Consider the following 14,201-nt stretch of genomic DNA (forward strand, 5'->3'; position numbering starts at 1 on the left):
GGACCGGCGCCGGGCGGCCCCGCCGCAAGCCCGACGCGGTCATCGCCGACAAGGCGTACTCGTCCCGGGCCATCCGCCAGACCCTGCGGCGCAGAGGCATCCGGGCAGTAATCCCAGAGCGAGCGGACCAGAAAGCCAACCGGCTACGACGCGGACAGGCCGGCGGCAGGCCACCGGCCTTCGCCCGCGAGCTCTACAGGGCCCGCAACGTGGTCGAACGCTGCTTCAACCGCCTCAAGCAGTTCCGCGCGATCGCCACCCGCTTCGACAAACTGGCCACCCGCTACAAGGCCGGAGTCCACCTCGCCTCACTCATCCTCTGGCTCCGCGAACCCATCCAAGATTCTTTGTCAGACAGGACCTAGCCACCAGCGTTTTCCCGGTGCCGGCTGATGCGCCCGGCAGACACGGCCGCGAGGCACACGGCAGAGGTATGCGGCCTTGCCAACGGTACGGCGGCGTTCGCCGTCCAGGCCGGGCCTGGGTGACGTCGGGAGAGCGCAGGCTGAGGCGGGCTGGGCCGTCGTGTCCGGCACGTCGCGGGCAGCTTCTGGACGGGGCAGGGCTCTGGGGTACGGGCCGTCTAAGGCGGGCCCGCGCGCCTGGGGCGGCACGCCCGGCCGACCGGGGGTCAGGGGGTGTCGGCGATGGCCTCCTCAAGCAGGGATCCCAGGGTCTTGGGGGCGCTGGGCGTCAGTCGAAGCGTGCTGTTGCGGAAGTGGTCCCAGGCCTTGCTGCGGTCTCCCAGTTCCTGGAGCAGCAGCGTCGCTACGGCGGGTGCGTGCGCGGTATGGGCGAGGACCATGGCCGCGGGCAGCCGCCTGAGATGGGATATGTCGATGTAGCGGGAGTCGAGGATGGCCTGGGCGGTCTCGCGGCGGTAGGCGGCGGGGCCCTTGAGGGGGAGGAAGGTCGACAGCGCTGCTGCCGGGTCGTCCTGCTGGGCGAGGGTGTCGTCCGGCGGCACAGGAGGCCCTGCGGACCGGTTGCGTTGCGTTGGTTCTGCTGGCTGAGGTAGATGGATGCGTTCTGCTGCCTGGTCGGCGATGCGGGTCGCGGTTTCGCGGACGCGCTGGTCGGGGTGTTCGATGAAGCGGGCTGCGGCGGCCTCGCTGAGGAACGGGGCGAGCCGAGCGAGCGCTTGTGCCGGGCAGAACGGGTTGCGGGCCAGTGCGTCGGCGGCCTGGGAGCGTGCGGCGGTCCACTCCGGTGTCGGGTGCTGCTGCCAGGTGGGCGGGGTGGCCTGGCACAGGCACTGGGTGGCGTCATCGAGGACGGCGGGTGTGGTGCACACACTGGCGAGTGCCTCGAATGTGTCCCAGCTGCTTTCGTAGATGCCCTCTTCACGGATCTCGTTCACCATTTCGCCGGCGGCAGTGGCGACGGCGTCTCGCAGTCCGGCGCCGTGGAGCAGGAATGCGCGCGGATGCTGGGCTGTGACCTTGACCAGTCTGGCAAGGATCAGTGACGCGCCGAGGGTTCCGGAGAAGAGGTCGTCCTTGCGCGGGTCTTTGCCGAACGCTGACTGCAGGCATGCCAGCAGCACGGGGTCGTCGAGACCGTCCGCGCGGTCGAGGAGAAGGTTCGTGACCAGCGGGCCGACGTCGGTGTCACGCACAAGCTGTGTCCACAAAGGACGAGCGGGCGGCGCCTCGAGCAGTGCCCACACGTCGTCCCGCCATGCCTGGGACGCGGCGAGCATCTCCTCGCGTTCCGCATCGGTGCGGGTCTCGGCAGTGCGCCCGAGTGCGGCCGGACGGCGGGCGGCCGCACGGATCAGCGCACAGCGGATCTCTGGGGCGATGTCGGCCTCCGCCATGGCCACGCGGCGGGCGGCACGGTGATCGAGCTGGCCGATGAGCTTGAGCACCAGGTCCTTCGGGCAGCGGCGGGACCGCATGGCACCCAGCAGCACTCTCTCGGCTCCCAGGGCGTCGGCCGCCGCCATCAGGTGGCTGCTGGTCGCCATCTGTATCGACACAAGAGCTGCCAGGACACGCGGGTTGCGGGTGCTCCTGATCATCCGGTCACGTGTCTCGTCATTGAGACCAGGCCGGGCGAAGAACCGTGCGGCAGCCTCCGGTTGCTCCCGCTCGGTGAGAGCGTCGGCAACGGCACACTGCTGCACCGAAGACAGGACAGGGCTCTCCGCGAGCGCGTCCCAGAAGAAGTGCGAATGCATAAGGCACGAAGATAGCCGCCTGCACCGACACGGGACGGCGTTATGGGAACCTCTAAAGCAGACGACGCCGGGCCTTGCGGGAAGGCTTCAGGGACTCGCTGCGTCGGCCCAGTGCGTAGGGACGAGCTTCTCACTGTGGCGCCATCGGTGTACGACGGCTTCCTGGAACCACGGTGCGGGGAAGTCCACGTGGTCGCAGATGACGACCTGCAGGTCGGGTGCCAGTTCCTCAACTACCTCGTGGATCAGTTTGAACAGCCGCTCTGCCGCGAGGCTGTCTTCGTCGTTGTGGTCGTCGCCGTCGTGGGCTGTGGGGGGAAACCAGACCTGTGAGGGCTGGTCCAGGAAGAGGATGCGCGGAACCGGTCTGCGCCGGCGTACGAAGTAACGGTGCAGGGCCAGGTGGGCCAGGACGTGGTAGCCGACCCAGTTTTTTCCGCTGCCCAGGCTCGAGAGCGGGAGCCTGCCGGTGTGGGTGGCGAACTCGATCGTCAGTCGGCTCGGGTTGAGGTGCACGCCTTGGTGAGCGTGCTCGAGCCGTAGCTGATGGGCCCACAGGGTGATGTCCTGGTTGACGGGAACCAGCCGGTCGAGGAGTTGCTCGCCTGCTGTGTCAGGGGCGAGTTCGGCTTCGAGGGCCTCTACGGCGGCCCGCGCCGTGTCCCGTGCCTGGCTGAGCCGTTGCAGGCCAGCACCCATGGTGCGCTGGAGAGCGGTGAGTGTCCCGTGGATGCGGCCGCGGGCGAAGCCGATGCGGTCCGCGAGCGGAAGGTGACCGTTGGTTTGGTCCGCCTGCGCGAGAGCCTGCAGGGCGTGTTCCGTCGCGTGGAGCTGACTGCGTAGCTGGGTGGTCTGTTGGTGGAGGGCTTCGAGAGCGGCACGTCGTGCCGGGCGTAGGGCGTCGATGTCGTTCAGCTCCTGCTGGAGGCGGTCGAGGCTGTTCCTGAGCGTGGTGATCGTCGGATCCGGCTCAGACAGGACAGAACCGCACAGGACGCAGGTTCTCGCGTCGTCATCCTGGGGTGCGGGAATGAGGTCGAGGCTCGCCAGCCTGCCTCGCGGAATGTGCGCGGAGGCGGCGTAGTCGTCCGCTGCTGCGGTTTCGGCCAGGAGCAGACGGCGGTCCGCTGCAAGGGCCCTGAGCTGCTCGCGCAGGTCGGCACAGGTGCGTTCGAGGTCGAGTCTGCGCTGGTCCTCCTCGTACGCGCGGGGCAACCCGGTGGTGGGTGACAGGACGGCGTCCTGCAAGGCCTGTATGGCCTGAACGTGATCGTCGGGCGGAGCCGGCTCTTGTACCAGGTTCAGGGCGTGGGCTTCATGCCAGAGAGCGGCAAGGGTGATGTGGTTGGTGTCGTCTGGGTCCTGAGCCCGATGGAAGTCTGTCTCCGCTTGCTTGAGCCGGCTGCGTGCGGCGTTGAGCTGTGCGTGCTTGCGTGCCTGGTCAAGAGGGGATGCGCCGAGGAAGTAGGGCAATGTCTGTTTGAGGGCGGCGGCAACGTACCGGTCGCTTTGCCGGTGGAAGAGGTGGTTCTTGTCGGCGATCTCGCTCTGGCCCTGCAGGCACAGCAGCATTGCGTGGCCGAGGTGGGCGTCGGTGAAAGTGGAGCCGCGGCCGCCGGGGGTGGTGCTGTGGTTCTCCTCGATGCCGATGAACCGGCCAAGCCGCTGGCGCAGTGCGCGGCGGTCGGTATTCGCTGCGAGGGCGGTGTGAGGCGGCGGCTCGAGGTCGGGGCCGAACCTCAGCATGACTCGCTCGGTGGTCTTCTTGCCGGGTCCAGGGGCGGGGCGGGCGACAAAGGCGCGTGTGGTGTCCAGCTGGAACAGGGCCGCGTACCAGGAGACGGTGTCGGTCATGGGGCCGATGGGGAAGGTGACCGTGTTGCGGCCGGTGCAGTACTCGAAGATGTCGAGCAGGGTGCTTTTCCCTGTTGCGGACTGGCCGGTGACGACGTTGAGTGCGCCCGGTCTGAAGGGGACGACGCGACGGCCGCCGTCGGCGTTGTAGAGGATGAGGGCGAGCAGTTGCACGCGGTCAGGGTCCCACGCCGAGGCCGGCGAAGACGGCGGCTGTCTCGTTCTCGGCCATCCAGCGGCCGATCAGGCGTGCGCTGCGCAGGATGTCGTGCATCTCGGTGTCCTGGGATGGCGGGGTGTACAGATGGATGGATGGCCTGAGGCAATCGTGATGCAGTTCGAGCATGTCGTGGCGGAGTGCGAATCGCAGTCCTGCCCGCACCGGTGCCACCAGGACCTTGGCGCGACGGGGGAAGCCGGCCCGCAGCACGGGGTGGTGGCCTATCCAGGCGGACAGGCGGGTGTGGGTGCCGGCGGGCAGTGCTTCTCGTGTGGCCTGGTGCAGTGTCATGGGGGCGATGATGAAGGACAGGGCCCACGGCATGCCTGATGTCTGCCGGCGGGTGTAGGCGTCGGCGGCGGTGGACAGGAGAGTGGCGATCAGCGCCGGGTTGAGCATGGCGGCGACGAGGGCTGCCGGTTCGTTCCAGGCGGTTTCTGCCGCGGGGGCGCGGATCTGTCCGGTCGGTGGGGTGGTCATGATCGCGCCTGCAGCGTGCGCATGCGGTCACGGAAGTCGGGGTGCCATCCCACGCGTCCTGTGTCCGCGAGCCCATGGCGCTGGCCGCGGACGAAGAACGCCTCGTGGTATCTGTCCTGCAGGCAGGGGCCGTTGCGCTGGGAGAGGTCTTTGAGGAGTCTGGCTCCTGCTTGTTGTCTGGCCGCTTCGTCCGTCGTGGCGGCGAGTTCGACCTGCATCCACTCGAACTCGGTTTCCCACTCGTCGACGAGGTCGCGGCTGAGAGCGGTGAGTTCGTCTGCTGCGACGAGGTCTTCGGCGATCCAGCGGATGGCCTGGGTCTGTGCACGGTGGTAGTCGATGACCGAGAGCCGCAGGTTCACCGGCGGGTAGGCCACCCATCTCATCTGGTGGACGAAAGGGCTGTCGGCGTAGGCCGTGGTGAGGGCATCGTCGCCCGTCTCTTCGCGGTCGGCGACGGTGGGGAGCCGGCCACGGGTGAACTGGTCGCGCAGGGCGTCGATGGCCGCACGGGTCATTCCGACGTCCACGGCATGTCGGCGCCTCTGCAGCAGTTCCAGTGCCCGTTCATCCCACCACTGCCACACCATGGCCAGGAAGAGGTCCTCATGCCCGACCGGCAGGCACCAGCGCAGCTCCGCGCGGACGAGGGCGGGAACGTCCTCGATGCGCGGTGAGGAGTCCATGACGGTGATCCGCGAGACGAACGCGGCCCGGTCCGCCGGCCCCAGCCCGAGGAACTGCTCACGGGCCTGCTGGATACGCCCGGACGCCTGGTGCAATGCGGCACGCTCCAGCCCACTCAGGGCCACCCGTTCGTCGCGTGCCTGGGGACGGAGCGCGGCCATCGCGCTGCCGGGACTGGCCTGTTGGGTGGAGACAAGCGCCAGCGTCGGCCCCTCGACATCGCAGGGCACCGCCGTGTCCATCCAGTTCTTCAGGGTCAGCCACACATCGGGAGAGGCGTCCGTGAGCTGCCGGTCGCTTTTCTGATGGTGCTTGATCTGCAGGAGTTCCGTCGCCGATCCGGCTCGCTCCCAGGCGATGTCGTCATGGAGTTCCAGGCAGATCGCCGCGTCGGGACGTGCATGATCGGCCTTCAGCAGTTCCAGCAGCGCCCACCAGGTCTGGTGCTGGTAGCCCAGCGCGCTGGGCGCGGCGCTGTGCGCAGGCTCCCCCATACCACCACTCCCCCAGAGCTACTGAGCACGAGACAGGTTCCCGTCATGCGGGAGCCCGCGCAAGGCAGCCGTCAGCCGTGGACCGCCCAGCGGTATCCGTTGTACCTCATGACGGCATGTTCCCCTGCTTCTTTGGGACTGCACCCCCGCAGCAACAGGCACGAGGCCGGTACAAGTCCCGTTCTGTGCACGCGGCATGGTCTGGTGGTGTTCTGTTAGGTCTATGCGTTTTCGCTGTTCAAGAGCATGTGGGGAACGTGGAGACGCAGGAAGTGAACCGATTGCGGGCCGCGTTGGGGCTGTTCGTGGAGGATGTGTTCGCCTCGGTGCCGCGCAAGGATCAGCGGGCCGAGGGCGAGTGCCATCTGCGGGGGCTGATGCTGGATGGTCGGCGCACGTCGGTCCAGCCGATGGCCCGGCGGCTGCCGGACGGGAACATGCAGGCCTTGCAGCAGTTCGTCAACCAGTCGCCGTGGCAGTGGACGCCGGTGCAGCGGCGGATCGCCGAGCGGCTGGTCCAGGTCGTCAAGCCCGAGGTGTGGGTCATCGACGATGTGTCGTTTCCCCAGTGCGGGCGGTCCTCGGTCGGGGTGGCCCGGCAGTCCTGCGGGGCGTTGGGCAAGCGGGCCAACTGCCAGGTGGGGCGTCAGCATGCACGCGGCCACCGACCTTGCTTCCTGCCGCTGGAATGGGAGCTGTTCCTGCCCGAGAAGTGGGCCCACGGCATCCGGCGCCGCACGTCATCTGGTGGCCGACCGACTCGCCATCACCGGCAGCAGGTGGACCGTCCCCGGAGCCGAAGCCGCCCTGACCCTCCGGGCCCTCATCAGCAACGGCGACTTCCCGCACTACTGAACCTTCCACACCCACAGAGAACGCGAACGCCTCTACCCCCGGTCCGACCAGCACAACTACGAACTCCTGGCCTGACCGACGAGCTTGCGTCAGAAGATCCGCACCCTTGCTTGATCAAGTGCGCGGCGTCGCCTTGACGAGGCGTACGGATTCACCATCGAGTAGTGCTTCGTCGATGTGACGGAGGCGATCTCCGGTCATGAACTGGCGGTCCCGGGGACCCATTTCAGTGTGGCCAGGCCGGCGGGGCCCCCGAGGTGGAGTGTGTGGCCGTCAACGCTGGTGTGGGCAAGGTTGGTCACGGGCGCTGCGGTGAGCAGTGAGTGGATGAGGTCCCCTGTCTGCGGGTTCCAGAGGCGGACGCCGGTGCCGCTTGCGGTGACGAGGGCTGAGGATCCGTTCTTGTACGGGAGCGATGTCATGGCGGTGGTCAGGGGCGTATCGATGTGCCGCAGTGGCTCCCAGGTTGCCGTGTCCCAGAGGGTGATGCCGTGTGAGGTGGCTGCGGCCACGGTCAGGTGGTTCGTGGTGAGGGGGACCAGGGTGAGGGCATTGTGCCTGCGGGGAAAGGGAAAGCCTCCGGCTCCAGCGGTGATCTGGTTGCTGTCCAGGTCCCAGAGCAGTAGTCGGGACCGCTCGGCCCAGAGGATCGTGGTGGTGTCGTGAGGGGACGGCAGAGCGAGGCATGCGCTCGTATCCAGGCGGCTGGGGAACGGGAAGTCTTCTCTGATCGTGCCGCTCACGAGACTCATCGCGGACAGGCCCGCCCCGCTGCCCGTCACCAAAGTGGAGTCACCGTCGGGTAGGCGGACCACGCACCAGACCCGGCGGTGCAGCGGCCCTGACACGGGGTGAAGGTCGTCGGATGCCGCGTTCCACAGTTCGATGCCCTCGTCGTGCTCGATGACGACGATGGCTTCCGCGTTGGGGCCGGGGACTGCCTCCAGGGCCCGTACGGGGAGGCGGCTGGTGTGTTCGGTCAGTGTGTATCCGGTGGACGGGTCGATCAGGGCGACGGTGTGGCCCGTGGCCACCGCGAGGAGTTCGTTTCCGGCCTCCCCGTGGACGACGCTCATCAGGCGTGGTGCGCCGGGGGCGTTCACCGGAGGCCGTGTGGGGGAACGTCGCTGATAGCGGCTGTCTGTCCGGTCCCACAGCAGGATGCCTTCGTGATCGGCGGAGGCCAGGTTCCAGTACCGCCCGTTGCGGCTGGGGACTCCCCTCAGCAGCGTCGTCCGCGACGGCACGGGGTAGCGGCCCATGGACCGCGGCGTGTTCTCCCATAGTCGCCACACGGTGACTGCGTCGTTGGTCACGACGCCGAGCATCGTCTGGTGATTGAGGTCGTCGAGGCTGACAGCCCGTGCGGTTTCGACGGGCAGTGGTGCAAGGGGCTCGTCGTCGAAGGGGCTGACGAGTTGGACTTCCCGGCGGCGTGGGATGGCCAGTACGTCGTGGCCGGACGGTCCGGTCACTGCAGCCATGGTGCGTTCGGCGCTGTTTACGAGTCCCGTCATGATCGTGTCTTGGGTCAGCGGGTCGACCAGCGCCAGATTGCCGCGATAGGTGCGGCACAGGCGGTAGCGGTGTCCGCGCGTGTCAGACACCCACAGGTTCCGTGTGGCGGGCTTGGTTTCGTCCGGCCAGGTCACGCGGTGGACAAGGTCCTCGCTCGGCTGCCACAGCACCATTTCGCGGTTGATGTGCACGGCGATCTTCCAGCGTGACGGGCCATCGGCCAGCACGCTCACCGTCCCGGCGCCCTTGCGGTTCAGGGACGCCAGCCGGCGGCCGGACAGCGGATCGAACACCGCCGCTCCCTGGGTGGTGCCCGCTACGAGGAAGGGGCGGCCACTGGTTCCCATGGCGACGGCGAGGGAGTGCACGGGGCTGGTGGGGATGTGGACGAGTTGTTGTCCGGTGGTGCTGTCCCACACGCCGATGCCGTGCCGGGTGCCGGCCGCGATCAGACTGCGCCCGTCCGTGGTGCGCAAGGCGCGCATGTCGTGGACGTGTTCGGCAGGGGAGGCCACAACGTTGGTGTGGGGCTGCCATGGTGCGCGCACGGGCTGCAGGGGCAGGTGGAGCGCGGCCAGGTTGTGGTCGGGCGCGGGCAGTGGGTCGGGGTCGGGGTCGGTGGATGCGGCGAGGTGGAAGCGGATGCTGCCCAGCCGGGAGAGGTAGTCGGTGGACTCGTCCAGGTAGGGCTCGATCAGTCCGGCTGCGGTCAGGACGCGGCGGGAGGCATCGCCGGTGGGCAGCGGCAGACCCAGTCGGGCGCGCAGTGTTCCCGAGCTTTCCCTGGCCGCGAGGTGCAGCGGCATGACCTCGTCGGTCAGGGTGCGGCCGGCCTGGGCGTGGGCGACGGTGTGGCGGCGTACATAGGGATGGGGGGGCGAGCCGGCCGCCCGCGCGTGCCAGTTCCGCGCAGGCGGTGGCGATGTCGCGGTGGATGCGCTGCCGCTCGTCAGGTTCGGGCTCGGGTTCGGGTGCCGCAAGGGTCAGGGAATGTGGTTGTTTCAGGAGGACTTCGGCCACGCGCTGATGGACCGGCCGGTAGACGGCGCGGCCGTCCTCCTCGCCGGTGGTGAGGTAGCCGATCAGCCGGCTGTGCTGGACGAGGCGGGTCGCCGCGTCGATGTCGTGCCGTCCGGGTGCGTCGGGGCTCAGGACGGCGGCTGTCACGGCGGGCCAGACTTCCGCCCAGGGCAGGCCGTTGCCCTGGGCGAACGCGGTGGCGCGCAGGACGGCGAGCAGGAGGGCGGGGGCGACGTCATGGTCGCGGGCGACCCGTGCGAGGTCGTCTCGCAGGAGCGCCGTGGTTCCTGTCTGCAGGCGGGAGCGCCACTGGGGGTCGTTCACGTCCTGCGGTGCGGGAGCGGTGCGCAGTTGCGCGGCGGCGAGGCGTGCGTCGAGGAACGACGGGGTGACTGCCTCGGCGATCGCCTGGGCGGTTTGCGCGGTGAGGGTGTCCTGGGCTGTGTAGGGGCTGTCGGGGTGGTCTTGCAGGAGGGCTTGTGCGTAGGCGGCGATGTCGTCGGCGGTTTCCGGCCCGTCGGTTCGCAGGTGTGTCAGAGGTACCTCGCCGTGGCCGATGCCCGGCTGCAGCGCGGTGTGGAGGGCTCCCAGGAGCTGGTCGGCCGCGGTGTCCTGCAGGGTGTTGTTGGTATCGGCGACGGCGGAGCTGCGCATGCCAAGTACCAGCCGGACGGCTGGCGAGCCGTCAAAGCGGCGTAGCCATGCCAGGGGTCCGACCACGTCCGACAGGCAGGCAAGGGGTTGCTCCGCCTCGTCCAGTGCGTCGAGGACGATCGTGACCGGGGTGCTCTCGTCGTGGCTTTCGGGGTCTGCGAGGTGGTGGAGCAGGATTTGCAGCGGGGGCTCTTCGTGCGCGGCGGTGAGGTCGAAGGCCGCAAGGAGGTCGTCGATCAGTTCCAGTGCCGATTTTCCCCGCGCGAGGACGGCCGCGTCCACGGCGCCCGGCCGTGGGCGCAGGTCGGTGGGGATGTGCTGTGCGGTGTGGGCGAACCGTGACTCCGTCATGAACAGGGAGTCGCTCAAGGTGACGAGGCGGGCGAGGAGGGCTGATTTGCCCGACCCGGCGGCCCCGGTCACCACCATGACCCCCGCGCCGTCGGTGACGAAAGCCGTCAGGGTTTGCATGAGGGCGGTACGTCCGCTGAAGTACCAGCCGGGGTCGCTGTCGCTGGTGCGGCCGGAGGCTCTGGAAAGCCAGTACTCGGCCAGGGGGGCCGTAAGGGCCAGCGAACGCCGTGCTGGGGCGACCAGTTGCTCCGGCGGACGGTAGTGGGGGTTGGGCAGACACGGGCTCGGCTTGTCACGGCGGGAGTCGGGGCACACCCACAGAGCGCGCAGCAGCCCGGGGTTGTTGTCGGCGACCGTGTTGAGGAGTTTCTCCCACTCCTCGAACGACAGATGGGATGCGGTGAAACCGGCGGACTCGTCCTGGGCGAGGTCCAGGCTGAGCTGCAGCAGCTGAGTGAACTCCCCCACCCGGGGCTTCTGGGTGGAGTCACCGCTGGTGATCACCGCCAGACTGCTCAGACTGCGGCGGGAGGTGCGCAAGTCCTCCAGAAGGGCGGCGAGTTCCCGCTTCAGGACGCCGGAGAAGCAGGCGTCCACGAGGACAAGGACATGCTCGGCGTCGCTGTCCAGGACGGCGGCGATCAGCTCGCTGGTGGGGAAGGCGGTGGTGAGCAGCCGGTCGGTGTCGGAGGTGGCGAAGGTGAGGTAGTGCCTTTGGGAACGGCCCGCCACCCCGTGCCCGGTGATGTACACGACGAGCGAGTCGTCCCAGGCGGTCTCGGGCAGGCACGCGCCGTCCAGGAAGTCCCGCAGGTCTGCCACCGAGGTGAGCTGGCCGGCGTGATGAAGGTCGAAGCGCCGTTCGGCGTCCAGGTCGGGGTGGGTGAGCCAGCCGGTCACGGTCGCCACCTGGTCGCCGATACCGGCGGTGAACTTGTCGTCCTGGAGTCCGTAGTCGTCGACGGCGATGACCACCAGCCGACGTGCTGCCGCTTCCACTCCTGGGACTCCCTCACCTGCGCTCGTGCGAGGGAAACTCTAACCGCCTGTCCCCCACCAGAGCCCGAAGCGCTGGCCCCGGCGGCCCAGGAGCGGTACGCCCGGCCCCCTATAAGATCAACGGCGACAAGGCAGCGGGTCACAGTTTCGGGGGTGTCGGGTGAGCATGCACATCGTGGGTGTCCATGGCATCTGGCAGGGGAACACCAACGCCGTGAAGCTGTCGGCAGACTGGGGCGGGGCCCTGGCCCGGGGGCTGCGGCGGTACCACGGGGCGCACTGCCCCATCCCGCCTTTGACGGTGTCGCACTACGGGCGCCTGTTCCGCGCCCCGGCGCAGCATCTGAGCCCCAGCACGGACGAGACATGGGTGGACGAGATCCCGGTCACGGACGAGGAAGAGGCCTTCATCCTCGACACGCTCGATCCCTATCTACCGGACGGCGTCGACCCCGCTTCCCTGTCCGTCGACACTCTCGGCCTCGGAGTCCCCTACGTCCCACGCCACGTCGCCCAGGTACTGGTGGCCGTCGACCAGAAAACGGTCCGGGACACGGGGCGGTGGCTGCTGCGGATGATCCGGCAGGTCTACCGCTACCTCCACGACGATGACGGCTACGGCTCCCCCATCCGGGACCTGGTCGCCGAAGAACTGCACCGTCCTGGCCCGCGCGTGGTCATTGCCCACTCCCTGGGCAGTGTCATCGTGTTCGACATGCTGACGCGCAAGGACATCGGTCCTGGCCCGGACGGCCTGCAGCACCTGGTCACCTGCGGCTCGCCGCTGGCCTGGCCGACCATTCGCCGCTCTCTGGGCCACGAGGGGCTCCTTCAGATCCCGCAGGGAATCGAGTGGCTCAACCTCCACGCCGCCGGCGACGTCGTCGCGCAGTCCCGCGGCCTGGCCCACGTCGCACCGGACGTACACGACGAAGCCGTTCACAACGGTGTAGCCGAACCGCACTCCGCTGTCCGCTACCTCGCCCAGCAGCCACTTGCGGATCTGATCGCCAAGACTGCCGTCGGCTGAACAGCCGCACTCGCGAGCCCGCACCGCTGAGGGCATGGCTGTCCCAGGACTGCTGATCGGCTACGGCTCGGCCCAGATCCGGGCGGCAGCACACCGGTTAGCCCTGGCTGGACCAGCCTGCAGAACCCGACTCGTTCGTCGCCACGCGCGTGATCCGCCGGACGCAGACATCGGGGTTGCCGACGGGAAAAATGCCACGCGTGGGCGCGGGAAGTCTCCCTACTGTCAGTGCCATGACGACAGTTGCGCGGCAGGATCTCCAGGAGGGGCTGGAGCGGGCTCTGCGGCGGTTCCGCAGCATGACGCCACAAGACATCAAGGTGTTGTCCCGGCAGTTGGCCGGCACCACACGGGCAAGACGCTTCAATGCGCTCACCGAGGCCCTGGCACGCGGCCGGGTGCTCGATCACCTGCTAGAGACCGAGTTCCCTGATGCGGCTGCTGCCGCGGAACCAAGTGACGAGGACGGGACGCCGCGGCAGCCGCACGATCCGCACTCTGGTGCCGACAGCAGAAGCCTGGCCTCACAGGCCGCGCGCACCGCACTGAAAATCCTGACGAGCAGTGACCGGTTCAGCGTCACCGAGGCCGTGGAACGGGCGGTCAGCCACCTGTGTGGTCCACCGCTCCCGGAATGGGAGTACCTCTGTGTCAACCTCGCCCTCGACGGCACCCCACCCGTCGACATCGGTGGGTGGCAGCTCGCCTCGTTCGACTACGCAACCGATCCGCAACTGCCGCTGACGGGAGCGCCCGGCGTCCCGGGGGATCTGCTCGCACCGCGCGCTCTGCACGAAATGCACGGCTTCGGTCTGCTCCGCCGCCCACTGGGGAGCGTTCTGGTCCCCGTGGACGATGACCAGCCGCGGGAACTCGTGTGGCCTTTGCTCGCGCTGAATCTCGCTCTTGAGGTCCCGGTCGTGGCCGGCCCGCGCTACCTGGTGGAACCTGGGCACCGCGTCGTCCGCCCGCACTTGGGCTGGCCGCTTCCGTCAGAAGTGTGCCGCTGGGGCTACACCCTCGCACCGGGCCATCGCCAACCGGCCTACATGATCAGCCACGGGCACGACGCGGACGTTGCCGTGTTCTGCCGTGCCTTCCTGACCCGCGCCGCCGGGCTCGATGCACGGCGCCAAGACCAACTCGCGCGGGCCGCCGATCACTTCCTCTTCGTGAAGTGCCATGAACTCGGCGACTCCGGCGGCACAACCGCCGTGTCGTCCCTGCACCTGAGCGAATCCGCGTTCCGGCTCACCGCGGCGATGGAGTCTCTGCTGGCCGGCGGTGACGGCAGGCATGCCGAGGTTGGCCGCAAAGTCCAGCAACGTGCCGCCATGCTCGTCGGTACGGACGACGATGACCGCCTGCAGGTCCGCAACACGGTAGGGGCAGGATACGCGGCCCGCTCTGCCTACGCCCACGGAGCCAAGGACAAGGAATCGGATCTGCATGCCCTGCGGTCCGTGACGTGCCGGATACTGACTCATTGGGTGGTCCAAGCCGCGTACTGCACACGCCTGTCGGGCCGTTACGGTTGCCGCGACGGGCTGGTCAACCTCCTCGACGACGCTCTACTCTCCCACCGCCTGCACCAGGAACACATCGTCGGCCCGCGCGACACGTTCCATGCCGACGGCGGCACCCCTCCGCTGCCGCCCGTCGCGCTCTGGGACCCCAGCCAGTTCAGGCTCACCGGCCCCAGCCCCTCACCCCTCGACCTGGCCTGACCCGCTGACGCAGCCAACAGCCTTCCAGCAACGAAAGACATCTCACGTGCTTAAGAAGTCAAGCCGCGACGGCCGGCTCGGCCGGGAAGGAGGTGAACGCGTGTTGTTCGTTGAAGAGCTGTCCGGT

9 protein-coding genes and 2 pseudogenes are annotated in these 14,201 nt (G+C 68.5%); 5 read left to right on the forward strand and 6 right to left on the reverse strand.

From position 1 onward, the window contains the following. A partial coding sequence (locus ACFU99_RS12850; protein WP_384389982.1) for a transposase occupies positions 1-365 on the forward strand: 365 nt, incomplete at its 5' end. 266 nt (positions 366-631) lie between these two features. Here the strand turns inward: ACFU99_RS12850 and ACFU99_RS12855 are convergent. From ACFU99_RS12855 to ACFU99_RS12870, 4 genes are all read right to left on the reverse strand, one after another. After that, positions 632-1,969 carry a hypothetical protein gene (locus ACFU99_RS12855; protein WP_384389985.1) on the reverse strand — a complete coding sequence of 446 codons (1,338 nt, stop codon included), beginning with the start codon at positions 1,967-1,969 and terminating at the stop codon, positions 632-634. A 300-nt stretch (positions 1,970-2,269) separates the two neighbouring features. Continuing rightward, on the reverse strand, positions 2,270-4,210 hold the full coding sequence (locus tag ACFU99_RS12860) for a DUF3732 domain-containing protein (protein ID WP_384389987.1): 1,941 nt from the start codon (positions 4,208-4,210) through the stop codon (positions 2,270-2,272). A gap of 4 nt (positions 4,211-4,214) precedes the next feature. Beyond that, entirely contained in the window at positions 4,215-4,736 is a 522-nt protein-coding gene (locus ACFU99_RS12865) for a three component ABC system middle component (protein ID WP_384389990.1), read from the reverse strand. Further along, the gene (locus tag ACFU99_RS12870; protein ID WP_384389993.1) at positions 4,733-5,917 is read right to left on the reverse strand and encodes an ABC-three component system protein; all 1,185 of its coding nucleotides are present in this window, start codon (positions 5,915-5,917) and stop codon (positions 4,733-4,735) included. Before ACFU99_RS12870 ends, ACFU99_RS12865 begins: the two co-directional genes overlap by 4 nt. Positions 5,918-6,033: 116 nt before the next feature. Between ACFU99_RS12870 and ACFU99_RS12875 the strand changes: the two are divergent. Then, a pseudogene (locus ACFU99_RS12875) lies at positions 6,034-6,633 on the forward strand (transposase); the annotation flags it as partial. 336 nt (positions 6,634-6,969) lie between these two features. Here the strand turns inward: ACFU99_RS12875 and ACFU99_RS12880 are convergent. Further along, positions 6,970-9,096: a WD40 repeat domain-containing protein gene (locus tag ACFU99_RS12880; RefSeq protein ID WP_384390003.1), complete on the reverse strand. Its 2,127-nt coding sequence runs from the start codon at positions 9,094-9,096 to the stop codon at positions 6,970-6,972. Positions 9,097-9,220: 124 nt separating this feature from the next. Between ACFU99_RS12880 and ACFU99_RS12885 the strand changes: the two genes are divergently transcribed. Next, positions 9,221-10,009: a hypothetical protein gene (locus tag ACFU99_RS12885; RefSeq protein ID WP_384390006.1), complete on the forward strand. Its 789-nt coding sequence runs from the start codon at positions 9,221-9,223 to the stop codon at positions 10,007-10,009. Here ACFU99_RS12885 and ACFU99_RS12890 read toward each other — a convergent pair. Then, positions 9,986-10,435 (reverse strand): annotated as a pseudogene (locus ACFU99_RS12890) (AAA family ATPase); the annotation flags it as partial. The gene ACFU99_RS12885 and the pseudogene ACFU99_RS12890 overlap by 24 nt on opposite strands. Positions 10,436-11,483: 1,048 nt before the next feature. On the opposite strand from ACFU99_RS12890, the gene ACFU99_RS12895 reads away from it, so the two are divergent. Then, positions 11,484-12,347, forward strand: a complete 864-nt coding sequence (locus ACFU99_RS12895; RefSeq protein WP_384389995.1) for a hypothetical protein — start codon at positions 11,484-11,486, stop codon at positions 12,345-12,347. A gap of 233 nt (positions 12,348-12,580) precedes the next feature. Continuing rightward, positions 12,581-14,074 (forward strand): hypothetical protein, encoded by a 1,494-nt coding sequence (locus ACFU99_RS12900; protein WP_384389999.1) that lies wholly within the window; start codon positions 12,581-12,583, stop codon positions 14,072-14,074. The last annotated feature ends 127 nt before the right edge of the window (positions 14,075-14,201 follow it).

This window comes from Streptomyces sp. NPDC057654, assembly GCF_042800135.1.
In the GTDB taxonomy this organism is placed as follows: Bacteria; Actinomycetota; Actinomycetes; order Streptomycetales; family Streptomycetaceae; genus Streptomyces.